This is a genomic window from Pseudomonas sp. CFBP 13710, from assembly GCF_014842235.1.
In the GTDB taxonomy this organism is placed as follows: domain Bacteria; phylum Pseudomonadota; class Gammaproteobacteria; order Pseudomonadales; family Pseudomonadaceae; genus Aquipseudomonas; species Aquipseudomonas baltica.
Window position 1 is genome coordinate 708851 of sequence record NZ_JACYVJ010000002.1, and the last position, 19625, is coordinate 728475.

General features: G+C 63.1%; 19 protein-coding genes and 2 pseudogenes. 13 read left to right on the top strand and 8 right to left on the bottom strand.

Going from position 1 to position 19625, the window contains the following annotated elements:
- Positions 1 to 60: 60 nt before the first annotated feature.
- Positions 61 to 1365: pseudogene (locus tag IFT44_RS07855) on the top strand (MFS transporter); the annotation flags it as partial.
- 44 nt (positions 1366 to 1409) lie between these two features.
- On the opposite strand, the gene IFT44_RS07860 reads toward IFT44_RS07855, so the two are convergent.
- Together IFT44_RS07860 and IFT44_RS07865 are read right to left on the bottom strand one after the other, a co-directional pair.
- Entirely contained in the window at positions 1410 to 2132 is a 723-nt protein-coding gene (locus IFT44_RS07860; RefSeq protein WP_122479140.1) for a FadR/GntR family transcriptional regulator, read from the bottom strand.
- A gap of 72 nt (positions 2133 to 2204) precedes the next feature.
- Entirely contained in the window at positions 2205 to 2675 is a 471-nt protein-coding gene (locus IFT44_RS07865) for a MarR family winged helix-turn-helix transcriptional regulator (RefSeq protein WP_192057506.1), read from the bottom strand.
- 216 nt (positions 2676 to 2891) lie between these two features.
- Between IFT44_RS07865 and IFT44_RS07870 the strand changes: the two genes are divergently transcribed.
- Both IFT44_RS07870 and IFT44_RS07875 read left to right on the top strand, forming a co-directional pair.
- Positions 2892 to 3641 (top strand): sulfite exporter TauE/SafE family protein, encoded by a 750-nt coding sequence (locus IFT44_RS07870; protein WP_192057505.1) that lies wholly within the window; start codon positions 2892 to 2894, stop codon positions 3639 to 3641.
- A 157-nt stretch (positions 3642 to 3798) separates the two neighbouring features.
- A complete protein-coding gene (locus IFT44_RS07875; protein WP_192057782.1) occupies positions 3799 to 4500 on the top strand; it encodes a spermidine synthase in 702 nt (233 codons plus the stop codon).
- A 26-nt stretch (positions 4501 to 4526) separates the two neighbouring features.
- On the opposite strand, the gene IFT44_RS07880 is transcribed toward IFT44_RS07875, so the two are convergent.
- Entirely contained in the window at positions 4527 to 5318 is a 792-nt protein-coding gene (locus IFT44_RS07880) for a crotonase/enoyl-CoA hydratase family protein (RefSeq protein ID WP_192053981.1), read from the bottom strand.
- A 353-nt stretch (positions 5319 to 5671) separates the two neighbouring features.
- Here IFT44_RS07880 and IFT44_RS07885 point away from each other — a divergent pair.
- A pseudogene (locus IFT44_RS07885) lies at positions 5672 to 7373 on the top strand (DEAD/DEAH box helicase).
- Between the two features lie 138 nt (positions 7374 to 7511).
- On the opposite strand, the gene IFT44_RS07890 reads toward IFT44_RS07885, so the two are convergent.
- On the bottom strand, positions 7512 to 7808 hold the full coding sequence (locus tag IFT44_RS07890; protein ID WP_122479134.1) for a hypothetical protein: 297 nt from the start codon (positions 7806 to 7808) through the stop codon (positions 7512 to 7514).
- A 106-nt stretch (positions 7809 to 7914) separates the two neighbouring features.
- On the opposite strand from IFT44_RS07890, the gene IFT44_RS07895 reads away from it, so the two are divergent.
- From IFT44_RS07895 to IFT44_RS07905, 3 genes are all read left to right on the top strand, one after another.
- Positions 7915 to 8085: a hypothetical protein gene (locus IFT44_RS07895; protein WP_192057504.1), complete on the top strand. Its 171-nt coding sequence runs from the start codon at positions 7915 to 7917 to the stop codon at positions 8083 to 8085.
- A gap of 16 nt (positions 8086 to 8101) precedes the next feature.
- Entirely contained in the window at positions 8102 to 10006 is a 1905-nt protein-coding gene (gene htpG, locus IFT44_RS07900) for a molecular chaperone HtpG (RefSeq protein WP_192053985.1), read from the top strand.
- A 70-nt stretch (positions 10007 to 10076) separates the two neighbouring features.
- A complete protein-coding gene (locus tag IFT44_RS07905; RefSeq protein ID WP_122479133.1) occupies positions 10077 to 10805 on the top strand; it encodes a dienelactone hydrolase family protein in 729 nt (242 codons plus the stop codon).
- A 67-nt stretch (positions 10806 to 10872) separates the two neighbouring features.
- On the opposite strand, the gene IFT44_RS07910 is transcribed toward IFT44_RS07905, so the two are convergent.
- The 4 genes from IFT44_RS07910 to IFT44_RS07925 all read right to left on the bottom strand — a co-directional run bounded on the left by IFT44_RS07910 (position 10873) and on the right by IFT44_RS07925 (position 15344).
- Positions 10873 to 11280 (bottom strand): OsmC family protein, encoded by a 408-nt coding sequence (locus IFT44_RS07910; RefSeq protein ID WP_122479132.1) that lies wholly within the window; start codon positions 11278 to 11280, stop codon positions 10873 to 10875.
- Positions 11281 to 11420: 140 nt separating this feature from the next.
- Complete coding sequence (gene fabB / locus IFT44_RS07915; protein ID WP_122479131.1) at positions 11421 to 12641, bottom strand: beta-ketoacyl-ACP synthase I; 1221 nt, start codon at positions 12639 to 12641, stop codon at positions 11421 to 11423.
- Between the two features lie 11 nt (positions 12642 to 12652).
- On the bottom strand, positions 12653 to 13168 hold the full coding sequence (fabA, locus tag IFT44_RS07920) for a 3-hydroxyacyl-[acyl-carrier-protein] dehydratase FabA (RefSeq protein WP_122479130.1): 516 nt from the start codon (positions 13166 to 13168) through the stop codon (positions 12653 to 12655).
- Positions 13169 to 13439: 271 nt separating this feature from the next.
- Positions 13440 to 15344, bottom strand: coding sequence for an ATP-binding protein (locus tag IFT44_RS07925; RefSeq protein ID WP_122479129.1), 1905 nt, complete (start codon positions 15342 to 15344; stop codon positions 13440 to 13442).
- Between the two features lie 191 nt (positions 15345 to 15535).
- On the opposite strand from IFT44_RS07925, the gene IFT44_RS07930 reads away from it, so the two are divergent.
- From IFT44_RS07930 to IFT44_RS07955, 6 genes are all read left to right on the top strand, one after another.
- Positions 15536 to 16561: an NAD(P)H-dependent glycerol-3-phosphate dehydrogenase gene (locus IFT44_RS07930; RefSeq protein ID WP_122479127.1), complete on the top strand. Its 1026-nt coding sequence runs from the start codon at positions 15536 to 15538 to the stop codon at positions 16559 to 16561.
- Between the two features lie 10 nt (positions 16562 to 16571).
- On the top strand, positions 16572 to 16913 hold the full coding sequence (locus IFT44_RS07935; RefSeq protein ID WP_122479125.1) for a DUF4389 domain-containing protein: 342 nt from the start codon (positions 16572 to 16574) through the stop codon (positions 16911 to 16913).
- Entirely contained in the window at positions 16910 to 17365 is a 456-nt protein-coding gene (sixA, locus tag IFT44_RS07940; RefSeq protein WP_192175704.1) for a phosphohistidine phosphatase SixA, read from the top strand. The genes IFT44_RS07935 and sixA overlap by 4 nt, the downstream gene beginning before the upstream one ends.
- Before the next feature lie 18 nt (positions 17366 to 17383).
- Positions 17384 to 17827: a hotdog fold thioesterase gene (locus tag IFT44_RS07945; RefSeq protein WP_122479121.1), complete on the top strand. Its 444-nt coding sequence runs from the start codon at positions 17384 to 17386 to the stop codon at positions 17825 to 17827.
- Between the two features lie 3 nt (positions 17828 to 17830).
- Positions 17831 to 18685: an alpha/beta fold hydrolase gene (locus IFT44_RS07950; protein WP_192175705.1), complete on the top strand. Its 855-nt coding sequence runs from the start codon at positions 17831 to 17833 to the stop codon at positions 18683 to 18685.
- Between the two features lie 112 nt (positions 18686 to 18797).
- Positions 18798 to 19610, top strand: coding sequence for a DUF4892 domain-containing protein (locus IFT44_RS07955; RefSeq protein ID WP_192103802.1), 813 nt, complete (start codon positions 18798 to 18800; stop codon positions 19608 to 19610).
- Positions 19611 to 19625: the final 15 nt, after the last annotated feature.

Here is a 19625-nt window from a genome sequence, read left to right on the forward strand (position 1 = left end):
CCGCGGCCTCGTCCCCTCGCCAGAGCCCAGTCCACGCGGCATCATTCAGGTACAGGATCGATGAGTCAGCAGTCGCAGTTCGCCTTGCTCGGCAAGCGCCGTTTCCTGCCGTTTTTCGTGACCCAGGCCCTGGGTGCTTTCAACGACAACATCTTCAAGCAATCGCTGATCCTGACGATCCTCTACAAGCTTGCCATCGAGGGCGACCGCAGCGTCTGGGTCAACCTCTGCGCGCTGCTGTTCATCCTGCCGTTCTTTCTGTTCTCGGCGCTGGCCGGGCAGTTCGGCGAAAAGTTCGCCAAGGACCGCCTGATCCGCGCCATCAAGCTGGCCGAGATCGTCATCATGGCGGTGGGTGCGGTCGGGTTGGCATTCGACCAACTGTGGTTGATGCTGGTCGCGCTGTTCGCCATGGGGACCCACTCGGCGCTGTTCGGCCCGGTCAAGTACTCGATCATGCCTCAGGCCCTGCGACCCGAAGAGCTGGTAGGGGGCAATGGCCTGGTGGAGATGGGCACGTTTCTGGCGATCCTGGCCGGCACCATCGGAGCGGGCATGATGATGTCGTCCGCCAACCACGCCGGCGTCGTCGCCACCGCCGTGCTGTCGGTCGCCGTACTGGGCTATGTCGCCAGCCGCAGCATCCCGCCAGTCAGCGCTGCCAATCCGGGGCTGGTGCTGGACTGGAACATCGCCCGGCAAACCTGGTTCACCCTGCGCCTGGGCCTGGGCCAGACCCGCGCGGTGTCGCGCTCGCTGGTCGGCAACTCTTGGTTCTGGTTCGTCGGCGCGGTCTACCTGACCCAGATTCCCGCCTATGCCCAGCAGTGGCTGGACGGCGACGAAACCGTGGTCACCTTGATCCTCACCGTGTTCTCGGTGGGCATCGCGCTGGGTTCGATGCTGTGCGAGCGGCTGTCTCGGCACAAAGTCGAGATGGGCCTGGTGCCGCTGGGTGCGCTCGGCCTGACGCTGTTCGGGCTGCTGCTGTGGTGGCATTCCAACGGCGTCGTGCAGGCCGCGCAGCCACAAGGCTGGCTAACGGTGCTGGGTCATGATCAGACCTGGTGGGTATTGCTGGATATCCTCGGCCTGGGCGTCTTCGGCGGGTTCTACATCGTTCCGCTGTACGCGCTGATCCAGTCACGTACCGCCACCGAGCAGCGCGCGCGGGTCATCGCTGCCAACAACATCCTCAATTCGCTGTTCATGGTGGTGTCGGCCATCGTGTCCATCCTCTTGCTCAGCGTGGCGAAGCTGAGCATTCCCCAGCTGTTCCTGGTGGTGTCGCTGGCCAATCTGGCCGTCAATGCGTACATCTTCAGCGCGGTGCCCGAGTTCGCTTCGCGCTTCCTGCTCTGGCTGCGGGGTGGTTGATCGCTGCGGCGCCGCCGCTGTACCGAGCAGGCCTACAGCGATTCGGGCCGTCCCAGCACCACGCTGAGCGCGTTGCGTGCGTCGTCGAGCTGGACCAGCGTGGCATGCCGGGCACCCAGGGCATCACCGTTCTCGATGGCCGTCAGAATTGCCTTGTGCCGCGGCAGGGCCAACTCATGCAGGTTGGGCCGCTGGTTGGAATGCCGCAAGGCCTCACGCAAGGCCAGCGACAGCATGTTGCACAGGTGCGCGAGCAGGTCATTATGCGTGGCATCGGCGATGCGGCTGTGGAAATCCAGGTCCGGCTGCAGCACGTCATCGACCGACCCGGCCGCCTCCATGCGCTGGTAGGCCTCGCCGATCGAAGCCACTTCGGCCTCGGTGGCGTGCTGGGCGGCCAGCGCCGCCGCTGCCGGCTCGATGATGCTGCGCACGCTGGTCAACAGAGCGAAGAACTCGTTCTGCGGCGTGCTCTGCATCACCCAGTGCAAGACATCGGGGTCGAGCATGTGCCACTCACGGCGCGGCTTCACCACCGAACCCACCCGCGGCCTGGAGTACACCAGGCCCTTGGCCACCAACACACGGGTCGCCTCGCGCAGCACCGGACGACTGACCGCGTATTCTTCACACAGCAGGGCTTCGGCGGGCAGCCGATCGTCAGGCTTGAAGCGGCCGGAGACGATCTGCATCCCCAACTCCTGGACGATCCGCGAGTGCATGCTTTTGCGATCTGAAGGCTTGCGATAATCCATGGGGTGCATTCGGTCCTTGGGGCAGGTAATGCGCGATGATAGCACCTGCGCGCCAAGTCTTCGGACGGGGTGTCAGAGCCCTTGCTGCAGGTTCTTGCGCAGCGACAGCAGGCTGGTCTGCAGCGCGCGCAGTTCGGCACTGCTGTGGCAGCTGGCCTTGACGATGTTGAGCGGCACCGACTCGGCCTTCTCGCGCAGCGCACGACCCTGCGGCGTGAGCTCGACGATGACCACGCGCTCGTCGTCCTTGCTGCGGGTACGGCTGAGCAAGCCTTCGGCTTCCAGGCGCTTGAGCAGCGGCGTCAGCGAGCCGGGGTCGGTCAGCAGGCGAGTACTGATTTCGCCCACGGTCATGCCGTTCTTTTCCCACAACACCATCATGGTCAGGTATTGCGGGTAGGTCAGGCCCAGTGCCTGCAACAAGGGCTTGTACACCTTGGTCATCAGCAGCGATGTCGAGTACAGCGAGAAGCACAGCTGATTATCCAGCAGCAGGCTGTCGTCGACGCTGACTGCCTCGTCGTGAGTGGATTCGGTGTTCATGCTGATCCTTTTTCCAATGGTGCAAGTGCATTAGGCGATCCGCCGTTCGCAGGTTTCGGCGCTTCGCTCGTTCCTTCGTGAAGCTGGTGTTGATTTCGAGCTACAAACACCGTGCATAGTTCGTTCGAGGTTGTGCAGCACTTCTACATCCTTCGGCGGCGGTCACACTGGTAGGATGCACGGCTGGATGAGGCGCGGCGGATAGAGAGAGACAGTATGTTCGAAACATTGCTCTACATTGCCTTGGGTGCGGTGATGGGCACGCTGGGTGGGGTGTTCGGCATCGGCGGGGGCTTGATCGCGATCCCGGCACTCGGCGTGCTGTTCGGCGTGGACCAGCAACTGGCCCAGGGCACGTCGCTGGTGATGGTCGTGCCCAATGTGCTTCTAGCATTATGGCGCTATCACCAGCGTCGTCCCATACCCTGGCGCAATGCCTTGCCATTGGCCAGCGGCGGACTGGTGTTCGCCTGGCTTGCCTCGGTGCTCGCGGCAGGGCTGGACCCGGCGTCGATGCGGGTGGGCTTCGTGGCCTTCCTGTTGGTGCTGGTAGTCTACAACATTGCGCAGATGTTCCTGCGCCCCGTGAACGGTACGGGCGAGATCCGTCATTCCTGGCCGTGGCTGGGCGTACTGGGTGGTTTTTCCGGGGTGATCGGCGGTTTTTTCGGGGTCGGCGGCGCCGTGCTGGCCACGCCCGTGCTGACCAGCGTCTTCGGGACCACCCAGATCATGGCTCAGGGCCTGTCGCTGGCCCTGGCCGCGCCCAGCACCAGTGTGACACTCCTGACCTATGCCGTGCACGATCATGTCGATTGGGCCATGGGCGTGCCGATGGCCATTGGCGGCCTGTTGAGCATCAGCTGGGGGGTGAAGATCGCCTATAGCCTGTCGGAAACGGTCCTGCGCGGCAGCTTCTGCGTGTTTCTGCTGCTGTGCGCCATCTTGCTGCTGTTCAAGGTCTGAGGCCTGGCTCACCACACCAGGTGCCGGCTCGGGTGGATTAATGCCACAATCGGCGCTTTCATACGTCGTGACGAGCCTCCAGGTGGAAGACCAAGACACCCTGCAACCCCGCGAACGCACCGAGCTCATATTGGCCGAGGTGCACGACGCCTGGGGCATGATCCGCGTGCTGGAAGTCGCCGACTACCGCTTCCTCGAATTCGGCGATGCCATCGAACAGAGCTGCACGTTCACGGCCGACCCCAGCTGGCTGGAATACGACTACACCCGCGCCATGCTGGTGGGCGCGCTTTGCCATGCGCAACCTGAAAGTGCGCTGTTCCTGGGTCTGGGCGCCGGTACCCTGACCCAGGCCTGCCTGAAGTTCCTGCCTCTGGAAGACGTCGAGTGCATCGAACTGCGCCCGGACGTGCCTCGCCTGGCCATCGAATACATGGGCCTGGAAGACGATCCGAGGCTGTACATCCGCGTCGGCGACGCGCTTGAACTGCTGCCCACTGCCGAAACCGCCGACCTGATCTTCGTCGACCTGTACACCGACCACGGCCCGGCCCCCGCCCACCTGGCCTGGCGGTTCCTGGAACAGTGCCAGCAACGCCTGAACCCCGATGGCTGGCTGATCATCAACCAGTGGGCCGGTGACGACGGCAAGCCGCTCGGGGCCGCCTTGCTGCGCGGTCTCTACCAGCGTCACTACTGGGAATTGCCAGTCAAGGAGGGCAACGTGATCGTCATGGTGCCGGCCGATGTCGAGCAGGTATTGGACATGGCCGGCCTGTGCCAGCGTGCCGAGGCCCTCGCGCCCCGGCTGGGTTACTCGCTGCAGGGCCTGATCGACCTGGTGCGCCCGGCCAGCTGAGGCAGTGCGGCGCACCACTGGCGACGCTACTGGCCCTGGAACAGGGCAGGGCGCTGCTGCTGCATGGCCGCCAGACCTTCACGCGCGTCCTCGCTGGCGAACAGGCGCCCGCTGGTTGCCGCCAACTGGAGGCTGGCGGCGCCTTCACCTTCGCTCACGGCCAGGCGTGCCGACGCCAGGGTCGCCTGCACGCCCAGCGGTGCCTGTCGGGCAATCCGCTGAGCAAGCTGCAGGGCGTTGGGCAGCAGGTCTTCGCTGGCCATCACTTCCTGCACCAGACCCAGGCGCAAGGCTTCATGGGCATCGAACTCATCGCCGGTCAGCAACCAGCGCATGGCGTTGCCCCAGCCGGCTATCTGCTGCAGGCGCAGCGTGGCGCCGCCGAACGGGAACAAGCCGCGCTGCACTTCCATCTGGGCAAAACGGGTATTGCTCGCGCACAGGTTGATATCGGCCGCGAGCATCAGCTCGATTCCCACGGTCAGGCAATAACCCTGGGCTGCGACGATCACCGGCTTGCTCACCACCGGCCCACCCGAGACTCGCCAGGGATCGCAGCCCCCAGGGGGTACCTGCCAGCCCTGGCTCAGGCGCGTGCTCACCTCGGCCAGGTCCAGCCCCGCAGTGAAGTGCTCGCCATGGCTGAACACCAGGGCCACGCGTGCCGCCGGCTCGCGCTCGAACGCGCCGTAGGCCAGGCTCAGGGCGTCGAGCATGGGCAGGTCGAAGGCGTTGCGCTTGGCAGTACGGTCCAGGCCGATGAGCATGACGTGCTCGCGCAGCTCGCAGCTGACCTTGCCGGGGCAGGGGGTAGGCATGACGGCATCCTCGGAATGGTTTGAGTGAAAGGTTTCAGCTGCCGCACCTGCGCAGGCGCCTCTGCTAAAATAGACTGCGCCGCCGATTCGCGCAAAGCCCGTGTGGCTCAGGCGTGCACGCGGCACGATGGTTCAAAAAAGTCTCACGTCGCGGCCATTTTCAGGTATAGTGCGCGCCGGTCTTTAACCAGGCCACGTTTAGGTAGCGCAATCCCCCGAAGACAGCTTCGGCTGCATGTCCGTTCCGCGGACTCTCCCTAACGATTCTTTCATTCAATCGTTTTCGCAAATCCCCGCCGACAAAGCTGCCAGGGTGACTCTCGAGTCTTACAAGGCATGCGCAGCTTTGGAGCATGGGTCTTTGCGGATGCACTTAGAGGCAGACCCATGACCCAGGAAATCGGCGGCTTCGCCGCTCTCGAACTTCATCCGAACATTGTTGCTGCTGTAGTCGCTACCGGCTACGAAGAGCCTTCGGCTATCCAGCAACAATCGATCCCGATCATTCTCGCCGGTCATGACATGATCGGCCAGGCGCAGACAGGCACCGGCAAGACCGCGGCCTTCGCTCTGCCGATCCTGCATCGTATCGACCCGAGCAAGCGCGAGCCGCAAGCCCTGATCCTGGCGCCAACCCGTGAGTTGGCGCTACAAGTAGCCACTGCATTCGAAACCTACGCCAAGCAGATGCCTGGCGTTACCGTAGTGGCCGTGTACGGCGGTGCCCCGATGGGCCCGCAGTTGAAAGCAATCCGCAACGGCGCGCAAATCGTCGTCGCTACCCCCGGCCGTCTGTGCGACCACCTGCGCCGTGACGAGAAGGTCCTCGCCACCGTGAACCACCTGGTGCTCGACGAAGCCGACGAAATGCTCAAGCTGGGCTTCATGGATGACCTGGAAGTCATCTTCAAGGCCATGCCCGAGACTCGCCAGACCGTACTGTTCTCGGCCACCTTGCCGCAGTCGATCCGCGCGATCGCCGAGCGTCACCTGCGTGACCCCAAGCACGTCAAGATTCAGACCAAGACTCAGACCGTCACCGCGATCGAGCAGGCTCACCTGCTGGTTCACGCCGACCAGAAGACCTCGGCTGTCCTGCGCCTGCTGGAAGTCGAAGAATTCGACGCCCTGATCGCCTTCGTGCGCACCAAGCAAGCCACGCTCGACCTGGCCAGCGCCCTGGAAGCCAAAGGCTACAAGGCCGCGGCACTCAACGGTGACATTGCCCAGAACCAGCGTGAGCGTGTCATCGAGTCGCTCAAGGATGGCCGCCTGGATATCGTCGTCGCCACCGACGTCGCTGCCCGTGGCCTGGACGTACCGCGCATCACTCACGTGTTCAACGTCGACATGCCGTACGACCCCGAGTCCTACGTGCACCGTATCGGTCGTACCGGCCGTGCCGGTCGCGAAGGCCGTGCGCTGCTGCTGGTCACCCCGCGTGAACGCCGCATGCTGCAGGTGATCGAGCGCGTGACCGGGCAGAAGGTTGCCGAGGTTCGCCTGCCCAACGGCCAGGCCGTGCTGGATGCGCGCATCAAGAAGCTGACCAACAGCCTGGCTCCGCTGGTCGCAGACGCCGAAAGCACTCATGGCGAGTTGCTCGATCGCCTGACCGCTGACATCGGTTGCACCCCGCGCGCCCTGGCCGCAGCCCTGCTGCGCAAGGCCACCAATGGCCAGGCGTTGACTCTGGATGCGGTCGAGAAGGAGCAGCCTCTGGTTCCGACCAGCGCTCCGCGCGAACGCACCAGCAGTGGTGATCGCCCTGAGCGCAGTGACCGTGAGCGCCGCGCGCCAATGCCCCTGGGCGAAGGCCGCGCACGCTGCCGTACGGCCCTGGGTGCTCGCGACGGCATCGCCGCGAAGAACCTGCTGGGCGCCATCCTCAACGAAGGCGGGCTGGCCCGTGAAGCCATCGGTCGCATCCAGGTGCGTGACAGCTTCAGCCTGGTCGAGCTGCCGGAAGATGGCCTGGAGAATCTGTTGAGCAAGCTCAAGGACACCCGTGTCGCTGGCAAGCAGCTGAAACTGCGTCGCTATCGCGAAGACTGATTGCCCATAGTCTTCAGGCATAAAAAATCCCCGACTGGTTCGGGGATTTTTTTGTCTCGATCGCGGCTCGTTCATCGCCAGCTCGAGCTCGCTCCTGTGGGAGCGGGCTCTGCCCGCGAAGCGGACACCGCCGATCAATCAGTTCTTGGCTGGCGGCACTTGGGTAGCCGGAGTGGTACCTGGTGCGACCGGCATGCTCGAATCGGACTTGGTAGCTTCCTGAGCTGCAGCCTTGTTCGATTCCATGGCCGCTTCGTTGGCCTTGGCGTTTTCTTTGGCGGCGTCATTCATCTTGTCTTGAGCCGAATCCATTTTCTCTTGCGCTTCCTGACGGTGCTCGGCAGCGTCCTGGGCCTTGTCTTCGGATTTCTTGTCGCAGGCAGCCAGACCAAGGGTGGCAGCCAGCATCAGGGAGTAAGCGAGTGTCTTGCGCATGATGTTTCTCCTTATTGGGTATCTACGAGGCTAAGAGGGTGTGCGCCGGATATAAGTTCCGTCACTGCGGTTATATATAAGTATCGGATCGCAATGAGGTTTTTCCATGACCTTGCTGTACCGTTCAAGCATCCACCCGGTTTTCACGGCGGCCTTGGGTGAAAAGGTCGATGCACGAGCCCTGGCGGGCTCGCCTGTCGAAGCCACCCTTGAAATCCCGATCGGCGGCCCCATCTCCTTGTCATCCCGCCGCTCATCGGCGGCACCTGCCATCTGATTGGAGTTTGATGACCATGAGTGTGGAAACTCAAAAGGAAACCCTGGGCTTCCAGACCGAGGTGAAGCAACTGCTGCACCTCATGATCCATTCGCTGTATTCCAACAAGGAAATCTTCCTTCGCGAATTGATCTCGAACGCCTCCGACGCTGTCGACAAGCTGCGTTTCGAAGCGCTGGCCAAGCCTGAGCTGCTCGAAGGTGGCGGCGAGCTGAAAATTCGCATCAGCTTCGACAAGGACGCCAAGACCGTCACCCTGGAAGACAACGGTATCGGCATGAACCGTGACGATGTAGTGACCCACCTGGGCACCATCGCCAAGTCCGGCACTGCGGACTTCATGAAGAACCTCACCGGCGACCAGAAGAAGGACTCGCACCTGATCGGTCAGTTCGGCGTGGGCTTCTATTCGGCCTTCATCGTCGCCGACCAGGTTGACGTGTACAGCCGCCGCGCCGGCAGCCCTGCCAGCGAAGGCGTGCATTGGTCCTCCAAGGGCGAGGGCGACTTCGAGGTTGCCAACGTCGAGAAGGCCGAACGCGGCACGCGCATCGTTCTGCACCTGAAAAGCGCCGAAGATGAATTCGCCGATGGCTACCGTCTGCGCAACATCATCAAGAAGTACTCCGACCACATCGCCCTGCCGATCGAGCTGCCCCAGGAAAGCTCGCCCGCCGAAGGCGACGAGGCACCGGCGCAGGAGTGGGAAACCGTCAACCGCGCCAGCGCCCTGTGGACCCGTCCGCGTACCGACATCAAGGACGAGGAATACCAGGAGTTCTACAAGCACGTCGGTCACGACTACGAAAACCCGCTGAGCTGGAGCCACAACAAGGTCGAAGGCAAGCTGGAATACACCTCGCTGCTGTACGTACCTGCGCGCGCGCCGTTCGATCTGTACCAGCGCGAAGCACCGCGTGGCCTCAAGCTGTACGTGCAGCGCGTGTTCGTCATGGACCAGGCCGAATCCTTCCTGCCGCTGTACCTGCGCTTCATCAAGGGTGTGGTCGACTCCAACGACCTGTCCCTGAACGTTTCGCGCGAGATCCTGCAGAAAGACCCGATCATCGACTCGATGAAGACGGCGCTGACCAAGCGTGTGCTCGACATGCTCGAGAAGTTGGCCAAGAACGAACCCGAGCAGTACAAGGGCTTCTGGAAGAACTTCGGTCAGGTCCTCAAGGAAGGTCCTGCGGAAGATTTCGCCAACAAGGAAAAGATCGCCGGCCTGCTGCGCTTCGCTTCCACCAGCGACGACAGCGGCGAGCAGAGCGTTGGCCTGGCTGACTACCTGGCACGGGTCAAGGAAGGTCAGGACAAGGTCTACTACCTGTCCGGCGAGTCCTACGCACAAGTCAAGAACAGCCCGCACCTGGAAGTCTTCCGCAAGAAAGGCATCGAAGTGCTGCTGTTGACCGATCGTATCGACGAGTGGCTGATGAGCTACCTGACCGAATTCGACGGCAAGGGCTTCGTCGACGTTGCCCGTGGCGACCTCGACCTGGGCAAGCTGGATTCCGAGGAAGACAAGAAAGCCCAGGAAGAAATCGCCAAGGACAAGGAAGGCCTGGTCGAGCGCCTGAAAGCGGCGCTGGGCGATTCGGTCAGTGAAGTGCGGGTTTCCCATCGCCTCACCGATTCGCCGGCGATCCTGGCCATCGGCGAGCAGGACCTGGGCATGCAGATGCGCCAGATCCTCGAAGCCAGTGGGCAGAAGGTGCCTGACTCCAAGCCGATCTTCGAATTCAACCCCAACCACCCGCTGATCGCCAAGCTGGATGTGGAGCAGAGCGAAGATCGTTTCGCCGACTTCTCCCATATCCTGTTCGATCAGGCGGCCCTGGCGGCCGGTGACAGCCTCAAAGATCCTGCCGGTTACGTTCGGCGCCTGAACAAGCTGCTGGTCGAGTTGTCCGTTTAAACAGTCCAGGTAAAAAGCCCGCTTCGGCGGGCTTTTTCGTTTTCAGTCATGACCTTTTGGAGATGCAAGCGTGAGCACATTGACCGTTCAATCCGTTGTCTACCAAATCGACGGGCAGGCGTACGAAAGCCGCCTGGTCTACGACACCGATATCGTGTCGCCACGTCCGGGCCTGGTGATGGCGCCGAACTGGATGGGCGTCAGCGAAGGTGCCGAACGCATTGCCCAGTCGGTGGCTGCCAAAGGCTATGTGGTGTTGCTGGTCGACTTGTATGGCCAGGGCGTGCACCCGGGCAACAACGATGAAGCAGCGGCTGCCATGATGCCGCTGAAGAACGACCGTGCCTTGCTGCGCAAGCGCATGCAGGTTGCGCTGCAGCAACTGCACGAGCAGACGCATGCCGCTGTCGATCCGGCGCAATCGGCGGCCTTCGGTTTCTGCTTTGGCGGGTGCTGTGCGCTGGAGCTGGCACGTACGGGCGCGGCGCTCAAGGCAACCGTCTCGTTCCATGGCACACTCGACACGCCCAACCCGGCCGATGCCCATGACATCAAGGGTTCGGTCCTGGTGCTGCACGGTGACGCCGATCCCCTGGTGCCTGCCGAACAGCTGCCGGCCTTCCGTTCCGAGATGAACTCGGCGGGTGTGGATTGGCAGTTGACCAGCTACGGCGGAGCCTACCATTCGTTCACCGACACCGAGGCCAACAACCCGGGTGTGCAGATGTACGATGCGAAAGTCTCGGCTCGCGCCTTTCAGGCCATGCACAACCTGCTCGAGGAAGTGTTTCAGGCCTGATTCGCAGGCCCATGGGGGCGGTACGTGGCCGCGAAGAGGGGCGAACCGCCACCCATGTGCCTGGCTGCTAAGCCTCGGCCAGGTACGTCTCGATATCGATCACTGCACTGGTCATCAGCTTGTGCACCGGGCAGTGGTCGGCCACTCGGTCCAGGTCATGACGCTGCGCTTCCGTCAGGTTGCCGAGCAAGGTGAGCTTGACCTGCAGGCGGTATTTGCCAGTGGGCTCCTCGCTCGCATCGCGTTTGACCTCCACATTCACACCCGTGAGCGGGATGTTCTTGCGCTGGGCATAGAGCTTCAGGGTCAGGGCCTTGCAGGCACCCAGTGCGGCGTCGAAATAGTCATGGGGAGAGGGCGCCGAACCTGCCCCACCCAGGGCTTCCGGCAAGTCGGTGTGAAAAGAGTGGCGGCCATCGATGTCGATGCTGTGGCGAAATCCGTCGCCAGGTTCGGTAGTCACGGTGATAGCCATGGAAATCCCTTCGTTGGAGTGCTCGAGTCACACTGTATAGAGGGTTGCGCCATCCGGGGGGTTCAACCGCAGTCAATCGACCGATTTCAGGCAAAAAAAACGGCGCCCGCAGGCGCCGTCCTTCAGTAGGGCTGCGAGCCTTACTGACCCTGCCAACGCTTGAGTACCAGCGTGGCATTGGTACCGCCGAAGCCGAAGCTGTTGCTCATCACCGTATTGATTTCGACGTTTTCCTGGGTGACGGTCTGCACTGGCAGATCGGCCACGGCAGGGTCCAGTTCGTCGATGTTGGCTGACCCGGCAATGAAGTTGCCTTCCATCATCAGCATGCAGTAGATGGCTTCGTGCACGCCAGCGGCGCCCAGCGAGTGCCCGGACAGGCTCTTGGTCGAGCTGATGGCCGGATACTTGCCGGCGAAGACTTCCCGCACACCCTTCATCTCGGCCACGTCGCCCACCGGTGTGGAGGTGCCGTGAGTGTTCAGGTAGTCGATCGGGGTATCGACGGTGGACAGCGCCTGCTGCATGCAGCGGATGGCGCCTTCGCCGCTTGGCGCGACCATGTCGTAGCCATCCGAGGTGGCACCGTAGCCAACGATCTCGGCATAGATGTGGGCACCACGGGCCAGAGCGTGTTCCAGCTCCTCGACCACTACCATGCCGCCGCCGCCGGCGATGACGAAGCCATCGCGGTCGCTGTCGTAGGCACGCGACGCTTTTTCAGGCGTGTCGTTGCGCTTGCTGGAAAGGGCACCCATGGCGTCGAACAGGAACGACTGGCTCCAGTGTTCCTCTTCGCCGCCGCCGGCGAACACCACGTCCTGCTTGCCCATCTGGATCTGCTCCATGGCCGTACCGATGCAGTGCGCGCTGGTGGCACACGCCGAGGCGATGGAGTAGTTCAGGCCCTTGATCTTGAAAGGGGTGGCCAGGCAGGCCGAGACGGTGCTGCTCATGGTGCGGGTGACCCGGTACGGACCGACGCGCTTGACGCCTTTCTCGCGCAGGATGTCCAGCGCTTCCATCTGGTTCAAGGTAGAGGCGCCGCCCGAACCGGCGATCAGGCCGGTACGCGGGTTGGAAACCTGCTCGTCGGTGAGGCCGGAATCCTTGATGGCATCCTGCATTGCAAGGTACGCGTAGGCGGCGGCATGGCCGACGAAACGGTACACCTTGCGGTCGATCAGCTCTTCCAGGTTGAGGTCGATGGAACCGGAAACCTGGCTACGCAGACCCATTTCGGCATATTCCGGGTTGAAGCGGATGCCAGGGCGGCTTGCACGCAGGTTTGCGGAGACGGTGTCTTTGTCATTGCCCAGGCACGAAACGATGCCCAGACCAGTGATAACAACGCGGCGCATGCGGATAACCCTTAGAAATTTTCGGTGGATGTAAAGACGCCGACCCGAAGGCCGTCGGCGGTGTAGATCTCGCGGCCGTCGACGCTGACCGAGCCATCGGCGATGGCCATGTTCAGCTTGCCCTTGAGCACGCGCTTGATATGAATGTTGTACGTGACCTTCTTGGCCGTCGGCAGCACCTGGCCGAAGAACTTCACTTCACCCGAACCCAGCGCACGGCCACGGCCGGGTAGGTCCTGCCAGCCGAGGAAGAAACCCACCAGCTGCCACATGGCATCCAGGCCGAGGCAGCCCGGCATCACCGGATCGCCCTCGAAGTGGCAAGCGAAGAACCACAGGTCCGGATTGATATCCAGCTCGGCGACCAATTCACCCTTGCCGTACTTGCCACCTTCGGCGCTGATATGGGTGATGCGGTCCACCATCAGCATATTCGGGGCGGGCAGTTGCGCGTTACCTGGGCCGAACAGCTCGCCACGACTGCAGCGCAGCAGATCTTCCCGAGTAAAGGCGTTTTGTTTGGTCATGCGAGCTCCTCAATAGTCCCTGGTGGCAGGGGGCAGATCTTCCCGACCGACCAGAAGAATCAACGCCTGGGTCGGCAGCCTACACATAGACTATTGCGTTGTAGTGAAAGTCACAGCGCAAGCGATACGGAAGTACACTTGTTCACTGAAATTATAATGCCAGACAGCAGGCTTTGTCCGAATGGATGTACAAGACTGCCGCACTTTAGCATTTCTTGCCAGCAACTGGCGCTGTCACGAGGACATCCGGCATCCCTTCCACGGCGCTGGTTCAGCTCGTCCAGCGCAGCAGAACCTGTTGCAGATCTGCCCGTTTGAACGGTTTCGCCAGGTAATCGTTCATTCCGGCATCCAGGCAGGTGGCGCGGTCGCCCAGCAGCGCGTTGGCGGTCAGGGCGATGATCGGCAGCTCTGCGCGGCCAGCAATCTGGCGAATCTGCCGCGACGCCTCGTAGCCGTCGAGGACCGGCAGGCGGCAGTCCATCAGCACCGCCGAATAGAGGTGCGCACGCACCTGGCTGACCGCTGCTGCTCCGTCGCTGACGACATCGACGGCGTAGCCCAGGCTGCGCAGCATGGCTTCGATCACGGTCTGGTTGACCGCGTTGTCTTCCACCAGCAAGACACTGTGGCCGACGCCGTCGTCGTTGCCGGACAGGTTGGGCGCCGCTGCGGGGCGGGCCAGGCTCTGCTGGCTCAGCGCCAGCGGCATTTCCAGGGTGAACAGCGAGCCTTGCCTTTCCTTGCTTTGCGCACGCAGCGTGCCCCCCATGCGTTCGGCCAGCGTACGCGCGATCGGCAGCCCCAGGCCGGTGCCGCCGTAACGGCGCGAAATCGAACTGTCGGCCTGGGCGAACGCGTCGAACATGCTTTCCAGTCGATCTTCGCCGATGCCGATGCCAGTATCGCGCACGGTGCAGGTCAGCCAGATCAATTGATGATCCAGCACCTGCCAGCGCACACCGATGTCCACACCGCCTTCATCGGTGAATTTCAGCGCATTGCCGATCAGATTGACCAGGATCTGCCGGATGCGCGTCGGATCGCCCTCGACCTGCAACCCCTCGATGCCCTCGGCCAGCGTCAATTCCAGCGCCAGCTTGCGTTGCCTGGCGGTGTGCTGGAAGGCCTGCACGCAACTGGTGATCAGCTCGTGCAGGCTGAAACCGATGTGCTCCAGTTCCATCGCCGCCCGCTCGATGCGGGAAAAATCCAGAATGTCGTTGATGACCTTGAGCAGGTGTTCGGTGGACTCGGTGGCCACCTGAGCGTAATCGCGCTGTTCATGGCTCAGCACGGTGGTTTCGAGCAGCTGCAGCATGCCCAGCACGCCATTCATGGGGGTGCGCAGCTCGTGGCTCATCATCGCCAGGAAATCCGACTTGGCGCTGTTGGCGCGCTCGGCCTCCTCGCGGGTCTGGATCAGTTGCTGCATGGCCTGATGCTGTTCGTGGCTGGCCTTGGCCAGGGCGCTGGCAAGGTTGTTGATATGCCCGGCCAGATGCCCCAGCTCGCTGTCGTCGACGATGGGCAGCGGCCGGTCGAACTCGCCCTGGCCTATGGCCTTGACTACGCGGCTCATTTCACTGATGGGCTGGGCCAGGCTGCGCGCCAGCCGCCGGGCCAGCAGATAGGTGAACAACAGTGCAAACAAAGCCAGCACGCCGGCCTTGAGGACGATTTCCTGCTGGCGCTCGCTGAAGGCGTCGTCGGACATGCCGACGATCACCCGGCCCAGGTAATCGCCGCTGCTGGCACTGCCCATGTGCTGCTGCACCTGAGCCTGATGGTCTTCCAGGAATGCGCCACGGATCTGGATCGGTGCCTGGAACACTTCGACATGGGCCGACCGGTGCTCGTTTCTGACTCGCTGTTCGACATAGGCCAGGCGCCGGTCGGTCTGGTCCTGAATCTCCAGGAAACGTACGTGAGGGGTAGCCAGGGTTGCGCCGAGCAGCCCTTCGAGTACCGCGGCATTGTCGGTGACCACGCCGTATTCCGCGGCGGGGGCGAGTTGGTTGGCGATCAACTGGCCGGTGTGATTGAGTTCCTGGCGCAGGTCCTGCAAACGCACGAAGGTGAAGAAACCGATCAGTAGCAGGGTCAACAGCAGGGCCGGCCCGACGCTGATGATCTGGGTGCGTGTATGAATGTCGCGGTTCAGGCGCAACTTCATGTCGGGGCGCAGGGCAATGGGAAAGTGGCGGACACGACAGGGCCTGAATCGAGTTGAACAGTCAGGCATGTTAACCGGTCAGAGCGACAATTCCAGTCGTATTGTTACCGGGGCGCAGGTCGGACTGGTCGTGTCGAGGTGGCTCCGTATAATGCCCCTCATCGCCCTCAACTCGACCAAATGGATGGGATATGACTCAAGAGCAGCCGATAGCCGTGCTGGGAGGAGGTAGTTTCGGCACCGCCGTGGCCAACCTGCTGGCCGAGAACGGCCATTCGGTCCGTCAGTGGATGCGCGACCCGGAGCAGGCCGAGTCGATTCGCCTGAACCGGGAAAATCCGCGCTACCTCAAAGGCATCAAGATCCTGCCGGGGGTGATCCCGGTCACCGACCTGCCCGCGACCATCGCCGGCAGTGCGCTGATCTTCGTCGCGCTGCCCTCGAGCGCCCTGCGCAGCGTGCTGGCCCAGCATGCCGATCAGCTGAGCGGCAAGATGCTGGTCAGCCTGACCAAGGGCATCGAGGCGCAGACCTTCAAGCTGATGAGCGAGATTCTCGAAGAGGTTGCGCCAGACGCGCGTATCGGCGTGTTGTCCGGCCCCAACCTGGCCCGCGAGATCGCCGAACATGCCCTGACCGCCACGGTGGTGGCGAGCGCCGACGAAGCCCTCTGCGAGCGCGTCCAGGCCGTGCTGCATGGGCGTACGTTCCGCGTCTATGCCAGCAGCGACCGCTTCGGCGTCGAGTTGGGCGGCGCGCTGAAGAACGTCTATGCGATCATCGCCGGCATGGCTGTGGCATTGGGCATGGGCGAGAACACCAAAAGCATGCTGATTACCCGTGCCCTGGCCGAGATGACGCGTTTTGCCGTCAGCCAGGGCGCCAACCCCATGACCTTTCTCGGTCTGGCCGGTGTGGGCGACCTGATCGTGACCTGCTCGTCGCCCAAGAGCCGCAACTATCAGGTAGGGTTTGCCCTGGGCGAAGGCCTGAGCCTGGAGGACGCCGTGTCGCGCCTGGGCGAGGTGGCCGAAGGGGTCAACACGCTCAAGGTGCTCAAGGCCAAGGCTCAGGAGCTTCAGGTGTACATGCCGCTGGTGGCGGGCTTGCACGCAATCCTGTTCGAAGGGCGTACGCTGAACCAGGTGATCGAGCTGCTGATGCGGGCCGAACCCAAGACCGATGTCGATTTCATTTCCACCAGTGGCTTCAACTGAGGAACATGTCATGAACCGTCCTTTCAACGACCCGGGCCGCGAGGCCATCCTTTTGCGCGTGCTCTGGATGCTGGTGTTCGTGCTGGTCTGGCAGGTTGCCCAGTTCCTGCTCGGCGCGCTGGTGCTGGTGCAACTCATCCATCGCCTGGTCCAGGGCGCGCCGAACGCTGCCATGATGGCCTTCGGCGACAGCCTGAGCCGCTACCTGGCCCAGATCGGTCGCTTCGGCAGCTTTCACACCGAGCAGAAACCCTGGCCGTTTTCCGATTGGCCACAGGCGCGTCCTGCCGACGGCGAAGCAGCCTATGACGCAGGCGCGGCTCGTCCCGTGGCCGACGAGCCCAAGCCATGAAGCTCTGGGTACTGCGCCACGGCGAAGCCGTCAGCCATGCCCGCAGCGATGCCGAGCGGGCCTTGACCTCGGTGGGCGAACGACAGGTGCTGGCCAGCGCGGCGCGCCTGCACGATCAACCTCTGGATGCCATTCTCGCCAGCCCGTATGTACGCGCGCAGCAGACCGCCGCTCTGGTCCACGGCGTGCTGCACGGCGCCCCGGCGGTGCAGACCGTGCCGTGGCTGACGCCTGAAAGCGATCCGCTGGAGGTGGCCGGGCACTTGCAGACGCTGGGTCTGGAGAACGTGCTGCTGGTCAGCCACCAGCCGCTGGTGGGCAATCTGCTGAGCCTGCTGGTTCACGGCAACTTGCGCGAGCCGGAACCCATGCAGACCGCCAGCCTGGCCGAGCTGCACGGCGACTGGCCCCTGGCCGGGCTGATGTCCCTGTACGCCGTTCACCATCCCTAACCTGTCAGGAATCCTCCCATGAGTTTGTGGCGCACCGAACCGGATCTCGAACGCTTGAATGCGGCGCAGAAAAATACCATCGGCGAGTTGCTGGATATCCGCTTCGAAAGCTTCGATGCGCACTCCCTGACTGCCAGCATGGCCGTTGATGCCCGGACTCACCAGCCGTTCGGTCTGCTGCACGGTGGCGCCTCGGTGGTGCTGGCAGAAAGCCTGGGCTCCATGGCCAGTTTTCTGTGCATCGACACCGAGCGTTTCTACTGTGTAGGCCTTGAGGTGAACGCCAACCATCTGCGCGGGTTGCGCAGCGGCCGGGTGACGGGCGTGGCCCGTGCGGTGCACATTGGCCGCAGCACTCACGTCTGGGACATTCGCCTGCAGGGCGACGACGGCAAAGCCAGTTGCATTTCGCGCCTGACGGTGGCCGTGGTGCCGCTGGGGCAGAACCCGCCGGCCCGCTGAGTCATGACTGCGCCGGTCCGCGAAATCCGCCTGTCGCTGCCTCATATCGAGCTGGCCGCCCAGGTCTACGGACCCGAAGACGGCAGGCCGGTGCTGGCGCTGCACGGCTGGCTGGACAACGCCAACAGCTTTGCCCGCCTGGCGCCGAAGCTGACCGGGCTGCGCATCGTCGCCCTCGACCTGGCCGGGCATGGACACTCCGGGCATCGTCCGGTCGGCGCCGGTTATGCCCTGTGGGATTACGCCCACGATGTGCTGCAGGCGGCCGACCAGCTGGGGTGGCAGCGCTTTTCCCTGCTGGGGCACTCGCTGGGCGGGATCGTCGCCACCTTGCTGGCGAGTGCCTTGCCCGAGCGAATAGAGCGCCTGGCGCTGATTGACGGCGTGGTACCGCCGCTGGGCGCTGCCGAGGAGGGACCACAGCGCCTGGGCGAAGCCCTGCATGCGCAGCAGGCGTTGGGTCATAAGCGCAAATCAGTGTATGCCGACATCGATCGGGCCGTGCTTGCGCGCATGCACGGTCGTATCGCCGTCAGCCACGAGGCTGCCGAATTATTGGCGTCGCGAGGGCTTGAAAGGGTGGCAGGTGGATTCAACTGGCGTAGCGACAGCCGTCTGACGCTGCCATCGCCGGTGCGCTTGAGCGAAGAACAGGCACTGGCGTACGTGCAGGCGATTCGTTGCCCGAGCCTGTTGATCCTCGCCGAGCAGGGCCTGCTGGTGAAAAATACTGCGCTGCTGGCCCGATTGGGGCTCCCCCTGCAGGCGCTGCCCGGAGGCCATCACCTGCACCTGAATGACGACACCGGGGCCAGGCTTGTCGCAGACTGTTTCAATCGCTTTTTTGCGATACCTTGACTTGCAGCAGGCAACTGCCGAGGCTTGTCAGGTTGAAACAGGAGAAGACCTTGATGGAACTCGCTGCTACGCTCGTTTACAGCCCTCCGGGCCACCACGCCTTGCTGCCCTCATGAATGCCTCGAAGCGGCTGCTACCGGTACTCGCCGCTCTGCTGGGCAGCGCCGTCCTGAGCACCTCGGCCATGGCCGCCGAGCTGCCCGCGCCGCCGGACGCCAAGGTCGTCGACCAACGTCCTGCGGTCGACAAGGAGCGCATCTATCCGCTGGGGTCGCTGCGCAAGATCAGCGGCAAGCTGCGCATGGACGGCCAGGTCAACGCCAGAGGCCAGGTCAGCGCCACCACGTATGAACTTCCCGAAACCCAGACCGCGCGACAAGCCTTCAACGATGCCCGCGAGGCGCTGCAGCAGGGGGGCGCGCACACGCTGTACTGGTGTCAGGCGCGCGACTGCGGTGAAAGCAGCCTGTGGGTCAACGATGTCTTCGACGGCGCGCGGCTGTCGGGGGCCGACGATCAGCAGGCGTTCGTGCTGCTGCGCCAGGCCGCTCCAGACGACAACACCCTCACCGCCATCTATGCCATTACCCGTGGCAACCGTCGCGCCTATCTGCACGTCGAAAACTTCGTTGCCGATGCGCCACTGGGCGAGTTGTTGCCCACCCCGGCCACGGTGCTGCACGAATTGCGCAGCACCGGCGATCTCGATTACCCAGCCATGGGCGAAACGCCCGACGACACCTGGGTGGCCTTGCTGGCCCGCAGCCTGCAACTCGACAGCTCGATTCGGGTGAGCGTATCCGGGGTATCGAACGCTGCGGCCGCTGCATGGCGCGATGCGCTGGTCGCCAAGGGTGTGCGCGCGGCTCGCTTGGAAACCGGTACCGAAAGCGTCAAGGGGCTGCATCTGGAAATCATTCGTTGAGCCTGCGTCGCCTTT

Excerpts from the sequence above, each read along its gene's own strand:
- IFT44_RS07860 (WP_122479140.1), bottom strand. The coding sequence starts at position 2,132 with ATGGATTATCGCAAGCCTTCAGATCGCAAAAGCATGCACTCGCGGATC.
- fabB (WP_122479131.1), bottom strand. The coding sequence starts at position 12,641 with ATGCGCCGCGTTGTTATCACTGGTCTGGGCATCGTTTCGTGCCTGGGC.
- IFT44_RS07880 (WP_192053981.1), bottom strand. The coding sequence starts at position 5,318 with ATGCCTACCCCCTGCCCCGGCAAGGTCAGCTGCGAGCTGCGCGAGCAC.
- IFT44_RS07955 (WP_192103802.1), top strand. The coding sequence starts at position 18,798 with ATGAATGCCTCGAAGCGGCTGCTACCGGTACTCGCCGCTCTGCTGGGC.
- IFT44_RS07945 (WP_122479121.1), top strand. The coding sequence starts at position 17,384 with ATGAGTTTGTGGCGCACCGAACCGGATCTCGAACGCTTGAATGCGGCG.
- IFT44_RS07910 (WP_122479132.1), bottom strand. The coding sequence starts at position 11,280 with ATGGCTATCACCGTGACTACCGAACCTGGCGACGGATTTCGCCACAGC.
- IFT44_RS07950 (WP_192175705.1), top strand. The coding sequence starts at position 17,831 with ATGACTGCGCCGGTCCGCGAAATCCGCCTGTCGCTGCCTCATATCGAG.
- fabA (WP_122479130.1), bottom strand. The coding sequence starts at position 13,168 with ATGACCAAACAAAACGCCTTTACTCGGGAAGATCTGCTGCGCTGCAGT.
- IFT44_RS07865 (WP_192057506.1), bottom strand. The coding sequence starts at position 2,675 with ATGAACACCGAATCCACTCACGACGAGGCAGTCAGCGTCGACGACAGC.
- IFT44_RS07870 (WP_192057505.1), top strand. The coding sequence starts at position 2,892 with ATGTTCGAAACATTGCTCTACATTGCCTTGGGTGCGGTGATGGGCACG.
- IFT44_RS07930 (WP_122479127.1), top strand. The coding sequence starts at position 15,536 with ATGACTCAAGAGCAGCCGATAGCCGTGCTGGGAGGAGGTAGTTTCGGC.
- IFT44_RS07890 (WP_122479134.1), bottom strand. The coding sequence starts at position 7,808 with ATGCGCAAGACACTCGCTTACTCCCTGATGCTGGCTGCCACCCTTGGT.
- IFT44_RS07895 (WP_192057504.1), top strand. The coding sequence starts at position 7,915 with ATGACCTTGCTGTACCGTTCAAGCATCCACCCGGTTTTCACGGCGGCC.
- IFT44_RS07875 (WP_192057782.1), top strand. The coding sequence starts at position 3,799 with ATGATCCGCGTGCTGGAAGTCGCCGACTACCGCTTCCTCGAATTCGGC.
- IFT44_RS07925 (WP_122479129.1), bottom strand. The coding sequence starts at position 15,344 with ATGAAGTTGCGCCTGAACCGCGACATTCATACACGCACCCAGATCATC.
- sixA (WP_192175704.1), top strand. The coding sequence starts at position 16,910 with ATGAAGCTCTGGGTACTGCGCCACGGCGAAGCCGTCAGCCATGCCCGC.
- htpG (WP_192053985.1), top strand. The coding sequence starts at position 8,102 with ATGAGTGTGGAAACTCAAAAGGAAACCCTGGGCTTCCAGACCGAGGTG.
- IFT44_RS07935 (WP_122479125.1), top strand. The coding sequence starts at position 16,572 with ATGAACCGTCCTTTCAACGACCCGGGCCGCGAGGCCATCCTTTTGCGC.